A 22686-nucleotide genomic window follows, 5' to 3' on the forward strand; every position below is an offset into this window, starting at 1 on the left:
TTCATAGGGGTGGGCGAAGGGGAAGTGCATGAGCAATTTGTCGATCGGCCAGGCTTGGGACCAAACCAGCGCTTTCCTGCGAGCGGAGGCCCGTCTGGTCGTGCCGGTGGCGCTCGCGGCGTTCGCCGTGCCATCGACGCTGGCAGGATGGACGCACCCCGCCGGTGAAATGAGTGGCAGTGGCCCGGGCGTGCTGTTGACGCTGCTGGTGCTTGTCGCGGTGCTGATCGGACAGATGACGATCGCCGCGCTCGCGATCGGATCAAAGGACAGCGTCGGAAGCCTGATCGGCCGGGCGGCGCGACGGGTGTGGGGGCCGGTCGCGGCAGTGATCATGGTGTTCCTGCCGGTGGCGCTGCTAATGTTGTTGATGCTGAGCGCTATTGTCGGCGCCGCTGGCATCACCGACCCCAGCAAAATGACCCCGGAGGCCATGGCGTCGTCGCCGCAGATCGGCCTGATCCTGTTGTGCATGCTGGTCCTCATACTGCTGGTCGGGGTGCGGCTGTTGCCGATGTCGGCGGTGGCGATTGAGGAGACGCCCCGTCCGGTGGCATTGTTGAGACGCTGCCTGGCGCTGACCAAAGGCCATTTCTGGCGGCTGCTCGGCCTGCTAATGTTGATGGTCCTAGCGGCGCTGTTGCTGAGCGGCGCGGTGACTGCGGTGGTTGGCGCGGTGGTCACGCTGGCGGTTGGTGAGGCACGACCCTTCAACCTGTCGGCGCTGCTGATCGGCCTTGCCAATGGCCTCTCCAGCGCCGCGATAACCGCGGTGTCGGCGGCGCTGGTCGGGCGGGTTTACGTCCAGCTCAACGCCAAAAGCTGAGCGTTACGCCCATTTTGCCAGCGGGGGCAGGCTCATCAGGATGGCGTCGATGTTCCCGCCGGTCTTGAGGCCGAACAAGGTGCCGCGGTCGTAAAGCAGGTTGAATTCGACGTAGCGGCCGCGAAACTCGAGCAGCGCCTCGCGGTCGGCCTCGGTAAATGCCATCCCCATCCGCTTGCGAACGATTTGCGGGAAAATGTCGAGAAACGCCTCGCCGATATCCCGCGTAAAGGCGAAATGGGCGTCGAAATGATCCTCGAGCCGGTCGAAGAAAATGCCGCCGACCCCGCGCGCGACATGGCGGTGGGGCAGCCAGAAATACTCTTCCGCCCATTTCGAGAAGCGCGGATAAAAGGTCGGGTCGTGCGCGGCGCACGCGGCGCGCAGGCGGGCGTGAAAGGCGTCGGTGTCTTCGTCATAGGGAATCGCCGGATTCAAATCGGCGCCGCCACCGAACCAGCGCTTCGTGGTCGTCAGGAAGCGGCAATTCATGTGTACCGCGGGGACGTGCGGGTTGGCCATGTGCGCAACCAGGCTGATGCCGGTGGCGAAGAAGCTCGGGTCGTCTTCTGTGCCGGGGATCGATGCGGCGAATTCCGGAGAGAAGCGGCCGCCGACGGTCGAGACATTAACTCCAACTTTCTCGAATATCTGACCGTTCATCTGTCCGCGCACCCCCCCCCCGCCGGGAGTGCCGTCGTCCTCGGTTCGCTCCCACGGGGTGAACTCAAAGCTGGCATCGCTGCCCGCCTCGCGCTCGATTGCTTCGAACGCGCCGGTGATGCGCGTGCGTAGCGACTCGAACCAGTCGCGCGCCGCCTGTTGCTGATCGTCGAGCGGGGTCATGATGTGCCGATGGCGGGAAAGCGGCGAGTGGGTCAAGCGGGAGCGAGTCGCGGCGAGGAAATGGCGGGGCGCGATAGGATGCCGCCTAAGGGGAAGTTGATGAAGTTGATGATGCGGCGCGATTCCAGCCCCGTATAAACTTTGGCGCTCAACGGCAGCGGATTTCAGTACATTGGACATGGGTTGCCGCATGTTGGCGAACCAACCAGGTTATATCCTACATTGCAAGCGCTAGAGCAGCGCTCCGCGCGCCCGTTGCGGCTCTTGCGCGTGTCGAACCGCGGAGCGCGGCGGTGGTCGGGGCGAGTGGGGGAGCCTGGGCCGGGGGCTTGTCATTGGGCAGCCGATCACTTCCAAGCGAGATTTGCAGTTTCGAACGTAAATTGCTGATTGCCGCGCTGAAAAAACTCTGCTTCGACGATAACGCGCTTCGAAGTTTTCAAGGCAGCCAAAGCGCGCTTCGGATCGGTCAAGAACGCCGTTTCGCTTGAGCCGTCGCTTGCATCAGTGCAACGGAATTTCTGGATCGGCCCAGCGTCGAACTTGAACGAAACTGAAGCTTCGGTGAAGCTGTGGCATAGTATCTGCCCCTTATCGACCGAGAACATTACGTCGAGCCCGTCGGGTCCATCCCGAACAATAATCGTTCCATATTGTTCGCCATAGGGAAAATCGAGGTCGACCTGGTTCTCACTGCGAAGGGAGGCAAATCGCGTAGTAGCGTCACGCATCGCGTCTTTGCTGTCCGAATATTCCCATTTAGAAGCCGAATTGATTTTGGTCTCGCCAGGCGTTTCGCCAGCGCTGGCGGCGAGATTGTTTATTGATCCGGTCTCTTTGGCGCTCTCATCTTTCGGGACAACGATCATCATGCCAACAAACGCTGCTCCGGCGATGGCAGAGAAATGTTTGCGGTTCAACCTGGCTATGTAAGGCTTAATGAGTCCGAGCAGTGCGGCCAAAAACAAAATCGAAAATACGCCCATCAACATATTTGGTCTCCGGCCAATCCACCAACTCTTAGCGACTTATCCTTCATTTGCCGCATCGTCTTTTACCTATAGGCACAGGTCAAGTGCATCTTAGGTGGCGTACGAAGTCGCCCCTTGCCGCTATCGCCGCTCTTCCCACGGGGAGTTGTCCCGTCTGCCTAAGCGCCTCTCCAAGTGCGATCGCGGCCGAAGTGGCGAGGTTGAGGGAGCGGACCTCGTCGCGGATCGGGATGCGGAGGGCGAGGGGGCAGTGGGCGGCGACCGCGGCGGGGACGCCGGCGCTTTCCTGACCGAACAGGAGGATGTCGTCGGGGCGGAGGTCGGCGTCGTAGAGCGAGCTACTCGCCTTGGTGGTCATGAGCACCAGGCGCGCTTCCCCGATGGTAGCGCGAAACGCCTCGAACCCGGCGTGGCGCACCACCACGACATGGTCGATATAGTCCATCGCGGTGCGGCGGACGCGCTTGTCGTCCCAGGCGAAGCCCATCGGCTCGATCAGGTCGACGGCCACGCCCATGCACGCGCCGAGCCGCATCACCGCGCCGACGTTGCCGGCGATCTCGGGCTGGTAGAGGGCGATGCGCATGGCACGGGCGATTATGCCGCCTACAATTCGAAATCCATAGCCCTTCCTCTTGATGGTTGGGGCGGGGTGAAGTCTTCGGAAGAGGCTGTCGGGTCTCCACCGTCACCCCCACCCAACCCTCCCCCATCAAGGGGGAGGGCTCAGCCAAGAAATTTGACCATTTGCATCGGCGAAGCGAGCCGCTATCAGGCGCGCCAACCGGCCCGGGCCACTCGGGCGTGGGGTCGTATCCGATGCCGCCCGGCATCGACGAAATTTCGGTCTTAAAGGTGAGCATGGCCACGCTGGAAGAAACCAACGCCGCACACGGGGAGGTCAACGACAGCCTCCGCCGCCGCGACTTCATCAACGTCGCCGCGGTCAGCTTCGCGGGGGTCGGCGCGGTCGCCGTGGCGCTGCCGCTGGTCACTCAGATGAGCCCGTCGGCCGATGTCCTCGCGTTGGCCTCGACCGAGGTCGATATTTCGAAGATCGCGCCGGGGCAGGCGATCAAGACCAGCTGGCGCAAGCAGCCGGTGTTCGTGCGCAACCTGACACCGGCCGAAATCAAGGCCGCCAACGCGGTTGACGTGGGAAGCCTGCGCGATCCGCAGACGCTGGCCGAGCGAACCAAGCCGGGCAAGGAGAATTGGCTGATCACGCTGGGCGTATGCACCCACCTTGGCTGTATCCCGCTCGGCACTGGCGAAGGCGAGAACAAGGGGCCCTTCGGTGGCTATTTCTGCCCCTGCCACGGGTCGGCCTACGACACCGCCGCGCGCATTCGTCAGGGACCCGCACCGCTCAACCTCCAGGTGCCCGACTATGTATTCACGTCACCGACCGTCGTGACCATCGGCTAAGGGAAGAGAGCGTCATGAGCTTTGCCTGGGCCAAGGCCTACGAACCCAAGACCAGCCTCGGCCGCTGGATCGACGACCGCCTGCCGCTACCGCGGCTGGTCCATGGCGCGATCGGTGGCGGCTACCCGGTGCCGCGCAACTTGAATTATGCGTGGAATTTCGGCGTACTGTCGGGGATTTTCCTGACCATTCAGATCGTCACCGGAATCGTGCTGGCGATGCATTATTTCGCCTCGGCCGACGGAGCCTTCACTTCGGTCGAGCACATCATGCGCGACGTCAACGCCGGCTGGCTGCTGCGCTACGCCCATGCCAACGGCGCCAGCTTCTTTTTCATCGTTGTCTATATCCATATCTTTCGCGGCCTGTTCTACGGCAGCTACAAGGCGCCGCGCGAGTTGGTGTGGATGCTCGGTCTGGTGATTTACCTGCTGATGATGGCGACCGCCTTCATGGGCTATGTGCTTCCCTGGGGCCAGATGAGCTATTGGGGGGCCCAGGTCATCACCGGCTTCTTCTCGGCATTCCCGCTGGTCGGCGAGCCGATCCGGGTGTGGCTATTGGGAGGGTTCGCGCCCGACCAGGCGGCGCTGACCCGCTTCTTCTCGCTCCACTATCTGCTGCCATTCGTGATCGCCGGGGTGGTCATCCTCCACATCTGGTCGCTGCACATTCCGGGATCGTCGAACCCGACCGGAGTCGATGTGAAGAGCGAGCAGGATACGCTGCCGTTCCACCCCTTCTATACCGCCAAGGACGGCTGGTTCACCGGCCTGTTCCTGATCCTTTACTGCGCGGTGCTGTTCTTCGCGCCCGACGCGCTGGGGCATGCCGACAATTATATCCCGGCCAACCCGCTGGCGACGCCGGCGCACATCGTCCCCGAATGGTATTTCTGGCCGTTCTATGCGATTCTGCGCGCCTTCACCGTCGACTTCATCCTGCCCGCCAAGCTGTGGGGCGTACTGGCGATGTTCGCCTCGATCCTGCTGTTGTTCTTCCTACCGTGGCTGGATCGCTCGCCGGTCCGCTCGGGCCATTACCGCCCGGTGTTCAAGCGGTTCTTCTGGCTGCTGGTGGCCGACGTCGTGATCCTCGCGTGGTGCGGAGGGGCGCCGGCCGAGCCGCTTTACGTCGCCATTTCGCAGCTCGCGGCGGCCTATTATTTCGCGCATTTCCTCATCATCCTGCCGCTGATTTCCAAATTCGAGCGGCCGCTGCCGCTGCCGTCGTCGATCACCGCGTCGGCACTGCACGGCGAGGCCGAGGAAAGCGCTCCCTACGGGCTTGCCAAGACGGCGCCCGCGGCGGCTCATTAGGGGGATTAAGGGACCATGGTCCGCATCATCGCGTTTTTCGTCGGGCTGGGGTTTGCCGGCGTCCTGCTGATCAGCTTCGCCTTCGGCGCCGTCGCCTACTTCCAGGAACCGCCGCCGCCGAGTGCGGAGCATGAGTACCACCGCGAGGCGAAGGAACTGCATCTCGCCTCGAACGGCCCATTCGGCAAATATGACCGGGCCCAGGTGCAGCGCGGCTTTCAGGTCTACAAGGAAGTCTGTGCGGGCTGTCACAGCCTCAACCGCGTCGCCTTCCACGACCTTGCCGGGATTGGCTACAGCGAGGCCGAGATTAAGGCGATCGCCAATCAGTGGCAGACCGAGGTGCCGTCGGTGAATCCGGACACGGGCGAGGCCGCCACCCGCAAGGCAGTGCCGTCCGACCATTTTCCGAGCCCCTACGCCAACGAGACGGCGGCCCGCGCGGCCAACAACAATAATCTTCCGCCCGACCTGTCGCTGATGACCAAGGCACGCGAGGGCGGGGCGGCCTATGTCCATTCGCTGCTTACTGGCTACCAGAATCAGCCGGCGGCGCTGCTCAAGCAATTCCCGACCTCGAAGACGCCGGCGGGGCTTTACTACAACCCCTATTTTGCCAATTTGAACCTGGCGATGCCGCCGCCGCTGACGGGCGACGGGCAGGTGACCTATGGCCCGGGCAACCCCAAGCCGACGGTCAATCAGATGGCGGCCGACGTTTCCGCCTTTCTGGTGTGGACCGCCGAGCCCAAGCTCGAAAACCGCCACCGCGCCGGCCTGACGGTGCTGATCTTCCTGATCTTCGCGACCGTGCTTGGCTATCTGAGCTACAAAAACATCTGGGCTGAGGCCAAGCGCAAGGTCGCGCTGAAGGGCCCCCTCGATCCCGACAACAAGGCCAGGCGCAACCGCGCCAAGGCCAAGGCCGGTATCGCCGGCTGAAGCGGAACCTGGGGATGAATCGACCAGCGCGCTGAAAGGCCCAGGGCGCTGGTCCGCGCCAAGCCCGATTTCCCCAAACCGGGAAATCCGGTTTCGCGACGTCACGACGCTGCTGCTCGACCGCGACGGTTCACGGTGATGGTTCACGGGGGGTTCAATCCGGCAAGACTATCCGCGTCTTGAGCAGAAAATGCGGAGAAGTTGCGGTGTATGCATTCCGAATTCGTTCAGCGGTAGTGGTCGCAGTGTCGGCCATGGGTCTTGGCGGTTGCGTTGGCGGCTATGGCTACGACAGCTTCGGCATCAGCATTGGAAGCGCCGGTTACTCCGATCCCTATTATGGGGGCTACGGCTATTCAGGATATCCGTCATACGGCTACTCGGATTATGGATATGGCGGCTCGGGCTATGGCTACGGCGGTAGCTATGGTTATGGGAGTGGTTATGGCGGTGGCTGGTACGATAATTATTATTATCCGGGCGCGGGATATTATGTTTACTCGCGCGGCGGCTCGCGTCACCGCTGGAGCGACGGGCAGCGGCGCTATTGGGAGTCCCGGCGCGACCGGCGGGGGGACCGCCGCGAGGTGCGCGGCAACCGGCAGGACTATCACCAGGATGTCGGCGCTGCGCGGCGCGAGTTGAGACAGGATCGCGCTCAGAACCGAACCGAGTATCGCGCCGGTCAAGTCGACCGACAGACCTATCGCCAGAACCAGCGCAGCGAAGGCCGCGAATTTAACCAGGTGCGGCGCAAGGAACGGCGCGAGCTACGCCAAGAGAATCGAAAAGATCGCGCCGACTGATCGGCTGTGGCGGCGGCTAGCTCTCTGAGGACGCGGGCCGCCGCTGCATCAGCACGATCGAGGTGAAGCGCATGACCGGGGCGCCGTCCTGGTTGCTGACCGTGGTATCGGAGCGGAAGCTGCCCATGTCGGGCTTGGAACGCGACGGGCGCACCTCGATAATCTTGCTCGATACGCTTAGCCGGTCGCCGGGATAAACCGGCTTAAGCCAGCGCAGTTCGTCGATCCCTGGCGATCCAAGGCCCGCTTGCTCGGCCTTGACGACATGGCGGGCGATCACCGCCATGGCCATCGCGGCGGTGTGCCAGCCCGACGCGGCGAGCCGGCCGAAATGCGTCTTGGCGGCTGCTTCGTCGCTGAGGTGGAAGGGTTGCGGATCATATTTGCGCGCGAATTCGATCACTTCCTCGCGGGTGACGTCGTAATGCCCAAACTCGGTTTCGAGCCCGACCTCGAGATCTTCCAGATAAATCATGCTGGTTTCCTTCAACATCTTTCGGCGCCTGTCCAGTCGCCAGCATTGGGCTTGGCGGGCGCATTCTTTACCGCCAAGAGTAAGGCGTGAACCTGCCCACTGACGCCCCGCCGCGCTGGCACCCGCGCCTGATGCAGGCCGCGCTGGCGCTGCACGACAACCAGCTTCACGTCGCCGAACCGCTGCTCAAGGCGCATCTCAAGGATGATCCGTTCGACGCCAAGGCAATCCGCATGCTGGCCGAGTTGGCGTGGCGGATCGGGCGGCTGGCCGATGCCGAGCACTTGCTGCGCCGGGCGGTCGAGATTGCACCAGGCTTCACTGCGGCACGGGCGCAGCTGGCGCTGGTGCTCGGGCGGATGGGGCGGCCGGCCGAAGCGCTGCCGCTGCTCGACCTGCTGTTCGAGCAGGACGGCGAGGACATCGGCCATTTCAACCTGAAGGCCGCGACCGTCGCCCGGCTCGGCGATTTCGAGGAAGCGATCGCACTGTATGAGACGGTGCTCCAGCGCGCGCCGAAACAGCCGCGAGTGTGGCTCAGCTACGGTCATATGCTCAAGACGGTCGGGCGGCAGGCCGAGGGCATCGCCGCCTACCGCCGTGCGATCGAGCTCAACCCGGCGCTGGGCGAGGCGTGGTTCAGCCTGTCGAATCTGAAGACGGTGACGTTCGACGTGGGCGATGTCGCGGCAATGGAGGCGGCACTGGCCGATCACGCAGTGCGGGACGAAGATCGCTTCCACCTCGATTTCGCGCTGGGCAAGGCGATGCACGATGCGGGCAAGGCGCAAAAGGCCTTTGCCCATTATGCCGCGGGCAATGCGCTCCGACTGACACGCCACCCTTACGATCGCGAGAGGGTGCGTCGGTCGGTCGATCGCGCCATCTCGACCTATACAACCGAAGCGATTGCCGCTCGGCCCGGCGGCTGCACCGCGCCGGACCCTATCTTCATTGTCGGCATGCCGCGCGCGGGTTCGACGCTGGTCGAGCAAATATTGGCCTCCCACAGTCAAGTCGAAGGAACGTCGGAGCTGCCCGACCTGCCGTTGCTGGCGCGCAAGGTGACCGGCTATCCGCAGGGCGCGCTTGACCTTTCTGAAGGCGAGCGCGTCGCAATCGGCGAGCAATATCTGGAGCGTGCCTCGGTCCAGCGCCGCACGGACCGCCCCTATTTCATCGACAAGCTGCCCAACAACTGGCTTTTCGTGCCGTTCATCCAGCTGGTTTTGCCCAATGCGAAAATTATCGATGCGCGGCGCCATCCGCTCGGCTGCTGCCTGTCCAACTACCGTCAGCATTTCGCGCGGGGCCAGGACTTTACTTACGATCTGACCGACGTCGGCAGCTATTATGCCGAATATGTCCGGCTAATGGCGCATGTCGACGCGATCCTGCTTGGGAAAGTCCACCGCGTAATTTATGAGCAGATGGTCGACGACACCGAGGCCGAGGTGCGTGCGCTGCTCGCCCATGTCGGGCTTGATTACGAGCCGGGCTGCCTAGCTTTCCATGAGACTAAGCGGGCGGTGCGGACCGCGAGCTCGGAGCAAGTACGCCAGCCGATCTACCGACAGGCGACCGAGGATTGGCAGCGCTACGAAGCTTTCATCGAGCCATTGAAGGCGGCGCTCGGCCCGGTGCTCGACGCCTATCCCGGCGTCCCCGCGTCATTCGGGCAACGTTGAACCGACAATCGAGACATTTATGTCGCGTCAGTAGCGGTTCATCGTTGACAGGCGGCGGGGCCTCTGTCGCAATAGCGGCTTACTGGATGTGGGGGCATACATGACACTGGTTTCGATTCGGGCACTGACCCTTGGTTTGCTGACGTCGACCGCGCTCGCGGTGCCGGCTTTGGCCCAGACGGCCGCGGAACAGCCGTTGCCGCCCTCTGCTCCGGTGGCCGCACCCGTTTCGGACAGCGACAATCCCGACATCATCGTCACCGCGACCAAGCGCGAGGAGAGCTTGCAGGACGTTCCAGCCAGCATCCAGGCGATCGGCACCAAGCGGCTCGACCAGCTCAACATCTCCAACTTCGAGGATTACACCAAGCAGCTGCCGTCGGTGTCGTTCCAGACCGCGCAGCCCGGCCTGACCGTGGTCTACATGCGCGGCGTGGCGACCGGCGGTGACGGCAACCATTCGGGCTCGCTACCCTCGGTCGGCACTTATCTCGACGAGCAGCCGGTGACGACCATCGGCGGCACGCTCGACGTCCACATTTATGACGTCGCCCGGATCGAAAGCCTCGCCGGGCCGCAGGGCACGCTTTACGGCGCCTCGAGCGAGGCGGGAACGATCCGCATCATCACCAACAAGCCGGAGCTGGGGGTCACCTCGGGACGGGTTGACGGCGAGGTCAATACCGTCGCGCACGGCGGGATCGGCGGCAAGCTGGACGGAATGATCAACCTGCCGATCTCCGACAACATCGCGTTTCGGGGGGTCGCATTCTACCAGCATGACGCGGGTTACATCGACAATGTTTTCGGCTCGCGGACCTATTATATTTTCGACGACAGCATACCCGACGTTACGGTCAACAACGCCGGGTTGGTAAAGAAGAATTTCAACGACCAGGACGTCTACGGCGGCCGGGCGGCGCTCAAGATCGACCTCAACGACAATTGGACGATCACGCCGACCATCCTCCACCAAAACCTTAAGGCCAATGGCATTTTCGGTTACGATCCGAAGCTCGGCGACCTGAAAGTTGACCGGTTGTTCGACGAGGTGCGCAAGGACAAATTCACGCAAGGCGCACTGACGATCGAAGGCAAGATCGCCGATTTCGACGTCACCTATGCGGGCGCCTACCTCGATCGGAAGACGTTCACCACCAGCGACTATAGCGATTATGCCGACGCCTATGACCAGCTCTATTCCTATTATGGCGGACTGGGTTATTTCTACTACCAGGATGCTGCCGGGAATAATATCGACCCGCGCCAGCACATCATCGCTACCGATCATTTCAAGAAACTAAGCCAGGAATTGCGTATTGCCTCGCCTGCAGACAAGCCGTTTCGGGTCATTGCGGGTGCTTTCTATCAGCGTCAGTCGAACTTCATTCATCAGGACTATCGGATCGACAATTTGGCCCCGCTGCTTTCTGTCAACGGCCTGCCAGGAACGCTATGGCTGACCCAGCAGAAGCGCGTCGACAAGGACTATGCGCTGTTCGGTGAAGCAAGCTTCGACGTCTCGCCGAAGATCACACTGACTGCCGGTGGCCGATTGTTCAAATATGACAATAGTCTGATTGGCTTCTTCGGATTCGGCAGGAATCCGGCTTTCTTTCAAGGCGCCGATGACAATCCGCCGCCCAATGCCGCGGGCAGCACGCGCACCGGGGTGGGCGGATGCTTCACCGTTGAAGGGATCACCTTGCGGCAGGCGCAACTCGAGGGCCGCAACACCACGTTGCTACCCGCAACGGTCACCGGGAGCCCGTGCACCGACTTAGCCGAATTCAAGGATGGAAAGCTGGTGCCCAAGCGCGCCAAGGATCATGGATTCACGCATCGCCTCAACGCGACGTGGAAACCCAATGAAGACCTGCTGTTCTATGCGACCTGGTCGCGTGGTTTCCGACCCGGCGGAATCAATCGTCGGGCGGCCGTCATCCCATACGATGCCGACTTCCTCGGCAATTATGAACTCGGCTGGAAGGCGACCCTGGCCGACGGTCGGATCCGCTGGAATGGCGCCGTCTATCACCAACTGTGGAAGAAATTCCAGTTCAGCTTCCTCGGCGCGAACAGCTTCACCGAAATTCACAACGGAAACGACGCGAAGATCAACGGTGTCGAAACCGATTTCAACTATACCAGTGGCGGCCTCACGCTGAGTGCGGCGGCAGCTTATACCGACGCCAAGACGAAGGGGGTCATCTGCGCAGCCGATGGCGACGATGCGACCTGTTCAGGCAGCTTCGTCTCCGCGCCGAAGGGCACCCGCCTTCCGGTGACCCCGAAATTCAAGGCCACAGGCACCGCGCGCTATGCGTGGCCGGTCTTCGACAGCGCCCGCGCGCATGTTCAGGCCGGCGTTGCTTATCAAAGCTCCGCGCCCGCGACGCTGCGCACCGACATCGAATTGGTGGGAACTTTGGAGCATGTGAACCCGCGGGACTTTCTTGGGAAAATCCGGGGCGCGACTCTGATTGATCTGGCGGCGGGCATCGATTGGCGGCGGTTCGACGTCGAGCTCTACGTCTCGAACCTGTTCGACAAGCGTAACGATCTGTCACGTTCCGTGGCCTGCGGCAGCTGCACGCGGACGCTGGTGGTCCCCGGAACGCCGCGCACGATCGGGCTGCGACTGGGGACAAAATTCTAGCGAGGGGAGGGTGTTATGACCGCTCGTCCGTTTACGGTGATCGCCGCCGTGATCTTTCTCCTGATGGCGCTCCTGCATGCCTATCGCATCTTCACCCATTTCCAGGTGATCTTCGGCAGTCATACGATCCCGCAGGGAGTAAGCTGGATCGCCCTGGCAGTCACTGCCGGCCTCAGCTGGATGTTGTTCCGCGAAGCGCCGCGCTGAGGGTCAGACGTTGAATTTGAAGTGGAGGATGTCGCCGTCCTTCACGATATAGTCTTTGCCTTCCTGGCGAAGCTTGCCCGCGTCGCGTGCGCCAGCTTCGCCGTTCAGTGCAATATAATCGTCATAGGCGATGGTTTCGGCACGGATGAAGCCGCGCTCGAAGTCGGAATGGATTTCTCCTGCCGCCTGGGGCGCGCGTGAGCCCTTTTCCACCGTCCAGGCCCGCGCTTCCTTGGGGCCGACGGTGAAGAAGGTAATCAGGTGGAGGAGGTCGTAGCCCGAGCGAATGACCCGAGCGAGGCCGGTTTCGTGCAGGCCCATTTCCTCGAGAAAGACCAACCGTTCATCCATCTCCATGATGACGAGGTCGGCTTCGATTGCCGCTGAGACCACCACCGCGTTGGCGCCCTCGGCTTTGGCCAGGTCGAATACTCTGGCGGAAAGTGCATTGCCCGCGGCGGCTTCGTCTTCGTTGACGTTGCAGACGTAAAGTACCGGCTTGGCGGTAATCAGCTGGGCCTGGGCGAAGACGCGCGCTTCCTCCTCGTCCCTGGGCTTGGTCAGCCGCGCCGGCTTGCCCTCGCGCAACAGATCGAGCGCCTGGCCGAGCACGCTCGCGCCGATCTTCGATTCCTTGTCACCCTGCTGCCCGCGCTTGACCAAATTGGGGATGCGCTTTTCGAGGCTTTCGAGGTCCGACAGAAGCAATTCGGTTTCGACCACTTGGGCATCGGCGGTCGGATCGATGCGGTTGTCGACATGCTGGATGTCGTCATTCTCGAAGCAGCGCACGACGTGAACGATGGCGTCGACTTCGCGGATGTTACCGAGGAACTGGTTGCCGAGGCCCTCGCCCTGCGACGCGCCCTTCACCAGCCCGGCGATGTCGACGAAGGCGAGCTGGGTCGGGATGATCTTGGCCGATCCGGCGATCGCTGCCAGTTTGTCGAGGCGCGGGTCGGGGACCGCGACCTGGCCGACGTTGGGTTCGATCGTGCAGAATGGATAATTGGCCGCCTGCGCCGCCTGCGTCTCGGTCAGCGCGTTGAACAGGGTCGACTTGCCGACGTTGGGCAGGCCGACGATGCCGCATTTGAAACCCATGAAATTGTCCATCCTTCTGGCGTCGTTGCGAGGAGCGAAGCGACGCTGGCAATGACGGAATGACGTTCCTTAGCCTCGCTTCAGGCGAAATTGAAGCTGACGCTAAGTCGATTGTCGCGTGTGGTCCCGGCCAGCACTTCGTGTCGCAGCCAGCTTTCCCACATCAGGAGGAGGCCGGTGCTCGGCTCGACGCTAGCGAATGGCCGCAACTCCTCTGGAGCGTCGTCGCGGCGGACCGGGGCGGCCATCATTAGCCCCAGTCGCGGATCTTCAAAGCGTATCGCGCCGCTGCCCGCCGGCGCTTCGACATAGAGCGTGCCGCTGAGGATCGAATGGGGATGGATGTGAGCGCTGTGATGCCCACCGGGCTTGAGCAAATTGACCCACAGGCTGTCGAGTTTCGGTTTACGGCCGAGGTCGAAGGCGAGTTCGTTCGCAACGATACTTGCATGGCGGACGAGCAGCCGCTGCAAGCTGGCGAAGGCCGGGTCGCGGCGAGGCAGGTCGTCGAGCGAGGCGTAGCTGGTGTAGCCGGGGTAGCCGTGCTCGCGGCTCCAGCGCCGGCCGGCGCCATCGTCGACCGCCAAGGTGCGGATCGAATGGGCGAAGTCAGCGAGCAGTGGTGCATCGTCGAGCGTTGCCTCGTACAGCCGGGTGGCGAAGAGTGTGCGCATGGTCACTCGTCGCTTTGGCGCCGGGCAACGTCGCTCATGAAGCGTACTTCGTCGCTATCGGCGAGCCATTCGGCCTCGGCCGCGACGGCGCCGAGCAGATCGCTCAGCGCCTCCATCTCGCTCTTGGCGTAATTGCCGAGCACGTAAGGCGTGACCTTGTCCTTGTGGCCGGGGTGGCCGATGCCGATGCGGACGCGGCGGAAATCGGGGCCGAGGCCGGCATCGATCGAGCGCAGGCCGTTATGCCCGGCCAGCCCCCCGCCGATCCGCACCTTGACCTTCATCGGCGCGAGGTCGAGCTCGTCGTGAAAGGCGGTCAGCGCGTCGGGATCGAGCTTGTAGAAGCGCAGCGCCTGCTGCACCGCGTCGCCGCTGTCGTTCATGAAGGTTTGCGGCTTGAGCAGCAGCAGGCGGTGGCGGCCGATGCGGCCCTCACTGACCAAGCTGCGAAATCTCTTCTGCCACGGGCCGAAGCGATGCACCGCGGCGATCGCGTCGACCGCCATGAAGCCGACATTGTGCCGGTGCAGTGCATATTGCGCGCCCGGATTGCCGAGGCCTGCCCAGATTTGCATGAGACTTACCTCCCAGCCCGCTTGCGGGAGGGGGCGGGGGAGGGACTGTCGAGCGCGACGTGACGCATGGACAGGCCCTCCCCTTCGCCGCTCCGCGGCTCTTCCCCTCCCGCATGCGGGTGGGGAGCAGATTTACCCTTCTTCGCCGCCCTTGGCCTCGGGCGCTTCGCCCTCTTCACCTTCGCCTTCCTCGCCAACAACCGGGACATCACCGGCTTCGGTTTCGGTGTCGCCCTCTTCCGACTTCATCGCCGACGGAGCGACGATCGTGGCGATCGTGAAGTCGCGATCGTCGATCGCCGACTTCGAGCCCTTCGGCAATTTGACGGACGAGATATGGATCGAATCGCCGATGTCGAGGCCCGCGAGCGAAATCTCGATCTGGCCGGGAATCGACGAGGCCTCGCACACCAGCTCAAGGTCGTGGCGGACGATGTTGAGGACGCCGCCACGGGTGATTCCCGGGGCATCCTCTTCGTCGGTGAAGAACACCGGCACATTGACGTTGACTTCGCTATGCTCGCCGATGCGCAGGAAATCGACGTGGATCGGCCGGCTCGACACCGGGTGGAACTGGACGTCCTTGGGCAATGTGCGATGCGACTTGCCGCCGGCATCGACCATCACCACCGTATTCATAAAGTGGCCGTTCGACAGCATCTTGGTGAGGAGCTTCTCCTCGACATGCACCGACAACGGTTCTTTCTTGTCGCCGTAAATCACGGCAGGCACCCGGCCATCGCGGCGCAGTTCACGGGAGGCTCCCTTGCCAGCCCGTTCGCGCGCTTCGGCGGGCAGCGTCAGCTGTTCGCTCATCTCGCATATTCCTTCGTGTAAATGCCCCGCCACGCCTCCAGGGATGACCATGGGTGGGCAAGCGCGCGCCTATAAAGGCGGCGGGCGACAATGGCAAGTTGGGACCAACTTGGCGCGGGTCACGGCGATCCGGTGCGCCGTGAGCAATTTCACGCGATTTGCAACGACCCCAAGGGTAACGCGATTTACTGGATGCGCCTGACGTTGACGCCCTGTTTTTGGAGCAGCTTCACGACCGACTTGTCGCCGGCCAGGTGGCCGGCGCCGACCGCGACCAGCACCGTTCCCGGCTTGGCCAGGCGCCCCGTGACCCACCGCGCCCAATTGGCGTTGCGGCGTGCCAGCAGCGCGTCGAGCATTTCGGGCGAATCGTCGAGCTCGTCGTTGAATGACTTGGCCATTGCGGCGACGTTACCCTTGCTCCAGGCGGCGAGCATGGTGCCGAACTGCGCCTTCATGGTCGCCGGATCGTCGAGCACGCCGTCGAGAAACTCGCGCTGGGTGGCTTCCGACAGCTTGTCGAAAAAACTTAGCTGTTCGGCATTCGTCTCCAGCTGGGCGATGGATTTGCCTCCCGCCTCGAACTGTTGCTTGAGCGCGGTCTCGACGCCCGACCCGCTATCGAGCCCGATCGCCTTGAACTGCGCGCCCAGCAGCAGGAAGCCCGCCGCCCAGGTCTCCAGCCGGTCGAAGGCGCGGGCAGGCAGACCACTGTTGGCGATCGCCTTGGCCAGCGCGGCGCGGCGCGCGGGCTTGACCCGCGCGGCAAGCGGCGGGAGACCGGGCGAGACCGCCAACTTGAACAGCTCGCCGATCGTCGTTTCGGGGTGCTTTTCATCGATCAGCGTTTCGACGACCAGCGTGTCGGAACCGGCCGCGGCCGCGTCGAACGCCGGGCTGCGCCACTTGGTCCCGGGCGGAAGCAGGTGAATCGTCCCGAACAAATAGATGGTGGTGTCGGCGTCGGCGACCTTCCACATCGCCGGGCGCGCGGTCGGCGGTGTGGCGGAGCCCGCGCCAGATGCGAACAGCGCCATGCCCAATGCGGCAAGGCTGTTTCGGACGCGGTTCCAGATACGCATGGCAACTCCTCTGCCGATCCTTCGGCGCAAAAGCATGTAGGAACGATGAATCCATTTGTCAGTGTCGTGCTCGCGCGTTTCCCGGGCGCCGTGCGACACTTGCCCGCCGTCCGGCGATGCGCCAAAGCCGCTGCGACTGTTCCGAACCGGGGTTTCTGCACGCGTGGCCCAATCTGGCCCAACATTGTCTTTCCAGGATTTAATCCTGACCCTGCACCGCTATTGGGGGGAGCGCGGCTGCGTCATCCTGCAGCCCTACGACATGGAAATGGGGGCAGGGACCTTTCACCCGGCGACGGTGCTGCGTGCGCTCGGCCCCGACCCGTGGAAGTGCGCCTATGTCCAGCCGTGTCGCCGTCCGACCGATGGCCGCTATGGCGAGAACCCCAACCGGCTCGGCCATTATTACCAGTATCAGGTGATGCTGAAGCCAAGCCCGGCGGATTTGCAGGCGCTTTATCTGGGCTCACTCGATGCGATCGGGATCGATCCGCTGAGGCACGACATCCGCTTCGTCGAGGATGATTGGGAAAGCCCGACGCTCGGCGCGTGGGGGTTGGGCTGGGAAGTGTGGTGCGACGGGATGGAAGTGACCCAGTTCACCTATTTCCAGCAGGTCGGCGGGTTCGATTGCAAGCCGGTCGCGGGCGAATTGACCTACGGGCTCGAGCGACTGGCGATGTACATCCAGGGCGTCGACAATGTGTTCGATTTGAAGTTCAACGATGCCAAAGCTGAAGAGGGGGGCGTGAGCTACGGCGATGTGTTCCGCGACAATGAACGGCAAATGTCGAAATGGAATTTCGAGGTCGCCGATACCGAGTCGCTGTTCGACCTGTTCAAAAAGGTCGCGGCGGAAGCGGAGAATTGCCTGACCGCGCAACTGCCGATCCCCGCCTATGAGCAGGCGATCAAGGCGAGCCACATCTTCAACACGTTGCAGGCGCGGGGCGTGATCTCGGTCGCCGAGCGCCAGGCCTATATCGGCCGCGTCCGCGACCTGGCGAAAGGCGCCTGCGCGGCGTGGATGGAATATAAATACCCCTCTGCCTCAGCGGGAGAGGGGCCATGAGCGCCGACTTCCTGCTTGAACTGCTGTCGGAGGAAATCCCGGCGCGGATGCAGGCGAAGGCGCGCAACGATCTGGCGCGGATGATGGCCGAGGCGTTGACAGAGGCGGGTCTGTCGCATGGCGGGATCATCTCCTATTCGACCCCGCGACGGCTGGCGTTGATCGCCAAAGGGCTACCGGCGTCGACCGAGGCGGCCAGCGAGGAGCTGAAAGGCCCAAAGACTTCGGCTCCCCCGCAGGCACTCGACGGGTTTTTGCGCAAGACGGGGCTAAAGCGGGACCAGCTGCAGGACCGCGACGGCACCTGGTTCGCGGTGATCGAAAAGCAGGGGCGCGCCACGGCCGACGTATTGGCGGAAGCGGTCGCCGCGATCGTGCGCGATTTTCCGTGGCCCAAGTCGATGCGCTGGGGCGCGGCGTCGAGTTCGACGGCGGCGCTCAAATGGGTGCGGCCGCTGCACTCGATCGTCGCGTTGCTCGGCGAGGAGATTGTGCCGGTCGCGATCGACGGCGTCGCGTGCGGCGCAGCGACGCTTGGCCATCGCTTCCACCATCCCGGGCCGATTACCATCGGCGGCGCGTCGGACTATGTCGAGAAGCTGCGCGCTTGCCATGTGATCGTCGATCAGGAGGAGCGCGAGGCGATTGTGCGCAACGGCGCGGTCGAGGCGGCGGAGAATGCCGGCTTTTTATTGGTCGAGGATGAGGGGCTGGTCGTCGAGAATGCCGGGCTGACCGAATGGCCGGTGCCATTGCTCGGCTCGTTCGATCCGGAGTTTCTGGATGTGCCCGAAGAAGTGATCGCGCTCACCGCGCGCATCAACCAGAAGTATTTCGTGATGCGCGATGGGGCGGGCAAGCTCGCCCCGCACTTCGTCTGCACCGCCAACATCGACGCCAACGACGGCGGCGACGCGATTGTCGCGGGCAATGAGCGCGTGCTCGCCGCGCGGCTCAGCGACGCGCGCTTCTTCTGGGAGCAGGACTTGAAGGTGCCGCTCGAGGAGCAGGCGAAAAAACTCGAGCAGATTGTGTTTCACGAAAAGCTGGGCACGGTCGCGGACAAGGTCGAGCGAGTGGCAAAACTGGCGCGCTGGCTGGTCGACGAAGGGATCGTAAAGGGCGACGGTCGAGTTGAGAAAAACGTGCTCGCCGACGAAGTCGAACGTGCCGCGCGCCTCGCCAAAGCCGATCTCGTCACCGGCATGGTCGGCGAATTTCCCGAGCTGCAGGGCGTCATCGGCGGCCACCTCGCCCGCGCCCAGGGCGAACCAGACGCCGTCGCCGACGCGGTGCGCGATCATTACAAGCCGGTCGGGCAAGGCGACGGGGTGCCTACAGCGCCCGTGACGGTGGCGGTTAGCTTAGCGGACAAATTGGATACCGTCTTTGAGTTCTTTGGTTCCCAAAATCGGCCGTCGGGTTCCAAGGACCCCTATGCTATTCGTAGGTCTGCTCTAGGGGTAATTGAGCTTCTGCTAGCTTCAAATATCCGTTTGAAGTTAAAGCCCATCGCTGATGAATTCTTTTGGTGGCAAGTTCGAAAATGGAACACCCATCCTGGCCGTCGAGCTTATGGTTGGGGACCTCTCTCCGAAGTCGTGATAGCCGACGAAGGTTGTGAGCAAACAATTCTACTAGAGCGAACCTTTCACGACATTGAGTTGCACACCAAAGATCTTGATGAGATCAATGACATAGAGTTTGTCACGGCTCATTTGGTCAATTTCAACGACGACGGTAATTCCGCATATGATGACAACGTGACGGAAGGTCGCGCCTACTTAATCCCTGATTGGAGAATTCTTAGAGAAGAAATTGTTCCCTTCTTCGCCGAACGCCTCAAAGTTCAGCAGCGCGAAGCGGGGGTCCGCCATGACCTCATCGACGCGGTGTTTGCACTGGGCGGAGAGGATGATCTTGTTCGCCTGCTCGCCCGAGTGAGGGCATTGCAGGCGTTCGTGGAGACGAAGGCGGGGAAAGACCTCCTGGCTGGCTACAAGCGGGCGGCGAATATTTTGAAGAAGGAAAGTTGGGACGTGGAGGCAGGGTCGCAATCGGGAGTCCTTTCCGATGAAGCGGCCCTGATGGCCGCGCTTGATGAGGCCGAACCTAAGGCCGAGGCGGCGATCGTCGCGGAGGATTTCGCCGCCGCGATGTCCGCGCTGGCGTCACTGCGCGCGCCGATCGACGCGTTTTTCGAGACCGTGACGGTCAATGATTCTGACCAGGGCATCCGCGCTCGCCGCCTAAACCTGCTCGCGCGATTCCGCGACGCGGTGCATCGCGTCGCGGATTTTTCGAAGATCGAGGGCTAGTTCCTACTGTTTGCGGTCGTCGATGCCGTCGCCGTCGCGGTCCACGGGCGTCTCACGGCTGTCGGCCACGCCGTCGCCATCGCGATCCCGGCCGAGCAGACGGTCGACGAAACCGACCGGCTTCTCGTCACGCGTGACGACGCCGTCGTTGTTGGTGTCGCGGACGTCGGTTACCACTGGCGCGGTCGCTGCTGCGGCGACCGGGATAGTCGCCGCGCGTTCCTTGGCCAGCGCACGCTCGCGATCGCGGTCCGCCGCCGTGCGCAGGCTGTCTTGTTCGCGCCATTCCCGCTCGCGCGCTGTGTGAGTCTTCTCCAGCTCGACGCGGCGATCGACCTCGGCGTTGTAACGCGTCTTCCACCGCCTCCCGCCGCCCGAGAACAGGAAACCGCCAACGAGCAGTCCGAGGACGAAGACGAGCAGAACGATGATCCACTGGTCGGTGGTGAAGGCAAGCATGACGGTTCCCCTGTTGGCGTTGTCACCGGTTCAACCGCCAGCGCCGCCTTTCCGTTCCCGAAACGACAATCGCCGCCGCCCCTGAAGGAACGGCGGCGACGGCCCCCCGGTCTAGGAAGCGGCTAGTGTTTGAACAGGTTGTCGGACAGCGAGCAGGACGCCGGCCCGAGGATGACGATGAACAACACCGGCAGGATGAACAGGATCAGCGGCACGGTCATGATCGCCGGCAGGCGGGCCGCTTTTTCCTCGGCACGCATCATCCGCTCGTTGCGGAATTCGGCCGACAGCACGCGCAGCGCCGAGGCCAGCGGGGTACCGTATTTCTCGGTCTGGATCATGGTCGTGACGACGCCGCGGATGGCCTCGAGGTCGATGCGCATGGACAGGTTTTCGAACGCGTTGCGGCGTTCGTTCAAAAAGCCGAGCTCGATCGCCGTCAGGCCGAATTCGTCGCCCAACTCGGGATAAGCCTTGCCGAGTTCTTTGGCGACGCGGTTGAAGGCGGCGTCGACAGTAAGACCCGCCTCGGCGCAGATCACTAGCAGGTCTAGTGCGTCGGGTAGGCCCTTGCGGACCGCATGGCTGCGCTTCTTGACCTTGTTCGACAGCCACAGGTCGGGCGATTTGTAGCTCAGTACCAGCGTGCCGGCGACGAAGGCGTATTTCTTGAACGCCGACCAGTCGGGGAAATAGTCGATCCAGTAGATGAGAACGACCGCGAGCAAGCCGAGAACCACCGGCATGACGAAGCGGGCGAAGATGATGAAGAAGGCCAGGTCCTTGGTGCGGATCCCAGCTTGCATCAGGCGAATCTGGGTCTTCTTGATCTGGTCGTCCTGCAGCATCTTGAAGCTGCCAAGGATGCCGCGAACCCGGTCGGCCGCCGCGTTGCGGTTGGTCAGGCTCTTGCGCTTGTTGGTCGATGCGACGATGCCCGCCTTTAGCTGTTCGCGACGTTCGTTCAGCGCCTTGACGCGGCGCGCCATCGGATCCTTGACCGTGGTCGCCGCGTAAAGCGCGACGAGCACGGCAAACGCGGCCACCGCGCTGAGCAGGGTGGCGACCCAGATGACGTCGACGCCGAGAAGAGTGGGATGTCCGGTCATGCTGCGTCCCTAAATCTCAAAGTTGACCATCTTGGCCATGACGAACACGCCGATGCTCATCCAGCACAGGCCGCCAAGGCCGGCGATGATCAGGCGCGGATCGACGAAGAAGCCGCTCATGTAGTGCGGGTTGACGAACCAGACGAGCGTGAAGACGATGAACGGCAGCGATCCGACGATGTATGCCGAGGCCTTCGATTCCGAGCTCATCGCGCGGATCTTGAGCTTCATCTGCCCGCGCTTGCGCAACACGTCGGCGAGGTTGGACAGCGTCTCCGCGAGGTTACCGCCGGTCTCGCGCTGGATCGCCAGGGTGATGACGAAGAACTGGAACTCGGCGGTGCCGAGCCTATCGGCGGTGTCCTGAAGCGCGGCTTCCATCGTCCGGCCGATCTTCATCTTGTCGCTGACGGCGCGAAACTCGATGCCGACCGGCCCGCCGATTTCAGTCGCGACGATGCCCAGCGTCTCGGTGATCGGCAGGCCCGAGCGCAGGCCGCGGACCATCAATTCGAGGGCGTCGGGAAAATTGCTATTGAACTTGTTCAGCCGGCGCTTGATCAGATAGCCGATCACGAAATGCGGGATCGCGATGCCAGCGAACAAGCCGGCAAAGAAGGCCAGCAAAAACGGTGCGCCCTTGATCATCAGCAGCGCGGCGATGAACAGCAGGATGCCGCTGGAAACCATCGCATAGCGGCCGAGGCTGATCTGCTTACCGGTCTGCTCCAGCCGCCGGCGCATCAGCGCGGGCTTGGGGATCAGGGTCGAGAAAAGGCTTTCGACGCGGTTCTGGCGCGCCGCCATCAGCTTGCGGATCTGCGCTTGTGCGTTGGCCGCCAGGACGCCGTCGGCGTGACGTTCCTTGAGCAATTCCATGCGGCGCTTGACCGACTTGCGTGCGTTGGGCCCGCCGAGCGCCTTGGCCCCAAGCAACAGCACGCCGAGGACGCCGACCGCAATTATGATGATGTAGACCATGCGTCCGTCCATCCTGTTCGTGCTTGGCGCGACGGCGAGGGCCGGCGCGCGGGCGATATCAACTAGGCGGCCTTGTCTTTCGGCTTGGCCAGCATCGACTTCAGATTATCGACCAGGCTCTTGCCGCTTGGAGCCTTCGGGTCGGCGCTGGCGCCTTCCTCGCTGGCATGGTTGAGGACCATGTTCGACAACTGGGTGTAGGGCGCCGCCATCTTGCCCGTGGCGATTTCGGCCATCGGCTTGCCGAGCTTGGCCGCTTGCGCCGCGACCTTGCGGTCGTCGGGGAAGCTGATGTCGACGGGCCGCTC

The 22686-nt window shown here is 62.9% G+C and carries 22 protein-coding genes and 1 pseudogene; 10 read left to right on the forward strand and 13 right to left on the reverse strand.

Going from position 1 to position 22686, the window contains the following annotated elements:
• Window positions 1-28 precede the first annotated feature (28 nt).
• Entirely contained in the window at window positions 29-826 is a 798-nt protein-coding gene (locus H0W65_RS02070) for a hypothetical protein (RefSeq protein WP_294003321.1), read from the forward strand.
• A gap of 3 nt (window positions 827-829) precedes the next feature.
• Here H0W65_RS02070 and hemF read toward each other — a convergent pair whose 3' ends face one another.
• The 3 genes from hemF to H0W65_RS02085 all read right to left on the reverse strand — a co-directional run bounded on the left by hemF (window position 830) and on the right by H0W65_RS02085 (window position 3250).
• Window positions 830-1672 (reverse strand): oxygen-dependent coproporphyrinogen oxidase, encoded by an 843-nt coding sequence (hemF, locus tag H0W65_RS02075; protein ID WP_294003323.1) that lies wholly within the window; start codon window positions 1670-1672, stop codon window positions 830-832.
• A 347-nt stretch (window positions 1673-2019) separates the two neighbouring features.
• A complete protein-coding gene (locus H0W65_RS02080; protein WP_294003325.1) occupies window positions 2020-2664 on the reverse strand; it encodes a hypothetical protein in 645 nt (214 codons plus the stop codon).
• A 79-nt stretch (window positions 2665-2743) separates the two neighbouring features.
• Entirely contained in the window at window positions 2744-3250 is a 507-nt protein-coding gene (locus tag H0W65_RS02085) for a tRNA (cytidine(34)-2'-O)-methyltransferase (RefSeq protein WP_294003326.1), read from the reverse strand.
• 275 nt (window positions 3251-3525) lie between these two features.
• Here H0W65_RS02085 and petA point away from each other — a divergent pair, with 275 nt between their 5' ends.
• From petA to H0W65_RS02105, 4 genes are all read left to right on the forward strand, one after another.
• Complete coding sequence (petA, locus tag H0W65_RS02090; protein ID WP_294003357.1) at window positions 3526-4092, forward strand: ubiquinol-cytochrome c reductase iron-sulfur subunit; 567 nt, start codon at window positions 3526-3528, stop codon at window positions 4090-4092.
• A gap of 14 nt (window positions 4093-4106) precedes the next feature.
• Window positions 4107-5411 (forward strand): cytochrome b N-terminal domain-containing protein, encoded by a 1305-nt coding sequence (locus H0W65_RS02095; protein ID WP_294003328.1) that lies wholly within the window; start codon window positions 4107-4109, stop codon window positions 5409-5411.
• Window positions 5412-5426: 15 nt separating this feature from the next.
• Complete coding sequence (locus tag H0W65_RS02100; protein ID WP_294003329.1) at window positions 5427-6353, forward strand: cytochrome c1; 927 nt, start codon at window positions 5427-5429, stop codon at window positions 6351-6353.
• Window positions 6354-6589: 236 nt separating this feature from the next.
• Window positions 6590-7159 carry a hypothetical protein gene (locus H0W65_RS02105; protein ID WP_294003331.1) on the forward strand — a complete coding sequence of 190 codons (570 nt, stop codon included), beginning with the start codon at window positions 6590-6592 and terminating at the stop codon, window positions 7157-7159.
• A gap of 16 nt (window positions 7160-7175) precedes the next feature.
• Here the strand turns inward: H0W65_RS02105 and H0W65_RS02110 are convergent, their stop codons facing one another.
• Entirely contained in the window at window positions 7176-7634 is a 459-nt protein-coding gene (locus H0W65_RS02110; protein ID WP_294003359.1) for a MaoC family dehydratase, read from the reverse strand.
• Window positions 7635-7720: 86 nt separating this feature from the next.
• On the opposite strand from H0W65_RS02110, the gene H0W65_RS02115 reads away from it, so the two are divergent.
• From H0W65_RS02115 to H0W65_RS02125, 3 genes are all read left to right on the forward strand, one after another.
• Complete coding sequence (locus H0W65_RS02115; RefSeq protein WP_367120110.1) at window positions 7721-9322, forward strand: sulfotransferase; 1602 nt, start codon at window positions 7721-7723, stop codon at window positions 9320-9322.
• Between the two features lie 100 nt (window positions 9323-9422).
• Window positions 9423-11981, forward strand: coding sequence for a TonB-dependent receptor (locus H0W65_RS02120; RefSeq protein ID WP_294003333.1), 2559 nt, complete (start codon window positions 9423-9425; stop codon window positions 11979-11981).
• 15 nt (window positions 11982-11996) lie between these two features.
• Window positions 11997-12188, forward strand: a complete 192-nt coding sequence (locus H0W65_RS02125) for a hypothetical protein (protein ID WP_294003335.1) — start codon at window positions 11997-11999, stop codon at window positions 12186-12188.
• A gap of 3 nt (window positions 12189-12191) precedes the next feature.
• Here H0W65_RS02125 and ychF read toward each other — a convergent pair whose 3' ends face one another.
• From ychF to H0W65_RS02150, 5 genes are all read right to left on the reverse strand, one after another.
• Complete coding sequence (ychF, locus tag H0W65_RS02130) at window positions 12192-13292, reverse strand: redox-regulated ATPase YchF (RefSeq protein ID WP_294003363.1); 1101 nt, start codon at window positions 13290-13292, stop codon at window positions 12192-12194.
• An 80-nt stretch (window positions 13293-13372) separates the two neighbouring features.
• Window positions 13373-13966, reverse strand: a complete 594-nt coding sequence (locus tag H0W65_RS02135; protein WP_294003337.1) for a TIGR02466 family protein — start codon at window positions 13964-13966, stop codon at window positions 13373-13375.
• 2 nt (window positions 13967-13968) lie between these two features.
• The gene (gene pth / locus H0W65_RS02140) at window positions 13969-14541 is read right to left on the reverse strand and encodes an aminoacyl-tRNA hydrolase (RefSeq protein WP_294003339.1); all 573 of its coding nucleotides are present in this window, start codon (window positions 14539-14541) and stop codon (window positions 13969-13971) included.
• Window positions 14542-14673: 132 nt separating this feature from the next.
• Entirely contained in the window at window positions 14674-15357 is a 684-nt protein-coding gene (locus H0W65_RS02145) for a 50S ribosomal protein L25/general stress protein Ctc (protein WP_294003341.1), read from the reverse strand.
• 185 nt (window positions 15358-15542) lie between these two features.
• Window positions 15543-16439 carry a TraB/GumN family protein gene (locus H0W65_RS02150; protein ID WP_294003343.1) on the reverse strand — a complete coding sequence of 299 codons (897 nt, stop codon included), beginning with the start codon at window positions 16437-16439 and terminating at the stop codon, window positions 15543-15545.
• Window positions 16440-16602: 163 nt separating this feature from the next.
• Between H0W65_RS02150 and H0W65_RS02155 the strand changes: the two genes are divergently transcribed.
• Window positions 16603-17511 carry a glycine--tRNA ligase subunit alpha gene (locus H0W65_RS02155; protein WP_294003345.1) on the forward strand — a complete coding sequence of 303 codons (909 nt, stop codon included), beginning with the start codon at window positions 16603-16605 and terminating at the stop codon, window positions 17509-17511.
• The gene (gene glyS / locus H0W65_RS02160; RefSeq protein ID WP_294003347.1) at window positions 17508-19829 is read left to right on the forward strand and encodes a glycine--tRNA ligase subunit beta; all 2322 of its coding nucleotides are present in this window, start codon (window positions 17508-17510) and stop codon (window positions 19827-19829) included. Before H0W65_RS02155 ends, glyS begins: the two co-directional genes overlap by 4 nt.
• A gap of 3 nt (window positions 19830-19832) precedes the next feature.
• Here the strand turns inward: glyS and H0W65_RS02165 are convergent, their stop codons facing one another.
• The 4 genes and pseudogenes from H0W65_RS02165 to H0W65_RS02180 all read right to left on the reverse strand — a co-directional run.
• On the reverse strand, window positions 19833-20288 hold the full coding sequence (locus tag H0W65_RS02165) for a hypothetical protein (protein ID WP_294003349.1): 456 nt from the start codon (window positions 20286-20288) through the stop codon (window positions 19833-19835).
• Window positions 20289-20410: 122 nt separating this feature from the next.
• Window positions 20411-21397: a type II secretion system F family protein gene (locus H0W65_RS02170; RefSeq protein ID WP_294003351.1), complete on the reverse strand. Its 987-nt coding sequence runs from the start codon at window positions 21395-21397 to the stop codon at window positions 20411-20413.
• A 9-nt stretch (window positions 21398-21406) separates the two neighbouring features.
• Window positions 21407-22378, reverse strand: coding sequence for a type II secretion system F family protein (locus H0W65_RS02175; protein ID WP_294003353.1), 972 nt, complete (start codon window positions 22376-22378; stop codon window positions 21407-21409).
• Window positions 22379-22440: 62 nt separating this feature from the next.
• Window positions 22441-22686: pseudogene (locus tag H0W65_RS02180) on the reverse strand (pilus assembly protein CpaE); the annotation flags it as partial.

This window comes from Sphingomonas sp., assembly GCF_013816785.1.
Classification (GTDB): Bacteria; Pseudomonadota; Alphaproteobacteria; order Sphingomonadales; family Sphingomonadaceae; genus Sphingomicrobium.